The sequence below is a fragment of the Type-D symbiont of Plautia stali genome, from assembly GCF_001485335.1.
Classification (GTDB): Bacteria; Pseudomonadota; Gammaproteobacteria; order Enterobacterales; family Enterobacteriaceae; genus Pantoea; species Pantoea vagans_C.
Genome location: NZ_BBOC01000211.1, coordinates 1 through 433, shown reverse-complemented (window position 1 = coordinate 433; position 433 = coordinate 1). Strand labels below are relative to the sequence as shown.

1 protein-coding gene is annotated in these 433 nt (G+C 65.8%); it reads right to left on the bottom strand.

The annotated features are described in order from the left end of the window. The coding region (locus PSSD_RS26030; RefSeq protein WP_153011540.1) for an EAL domain-containing protein at positions 1–433 on the bottom strand (433 nt) is incomplete at both ends.

The following is a 433-nucleotide window of genomic DNA, read 5'->3' as shown; positions in this document are numbered from 1 at the left end:
TGATGCGCTCGGTCTCCAGGCACTCAATGCCCAGCAGCGCAGTGGGCAGTTTTGCCTTCAGCATCTTTGCCTCCAGCGCGTCGGCAAAGCCCTCGCGGGAGAAGTCCCTGCTGCTGATATTGATGGTTACCGGAAGCTGGATGCAGCTGTTGCGCAGGCGGGCAAGGCGCGCGATAGCGCGGTCGGTCACCCAGGCCGTCAGCGCGCTGAGCAGCTCGGTCTGCTCGGCCAGCGGCACGAAGAGGGCGGGTGAGAGTTCGCCCCGTACCGGATGGCGCCAGCGTACCAGCGCCTCCAGCCCCACCGGGCGGCCGGTGTGCAGGCAGATTTTGGGCTGGAAGGCGAGCCACAGGCCTCTGTCTTCCCGCAGCGCAACCGCCAGGTCGTTCATCAGGGTAAAGTCCTGCGTCCGATGTTCGTCGTCGGCTTCGCT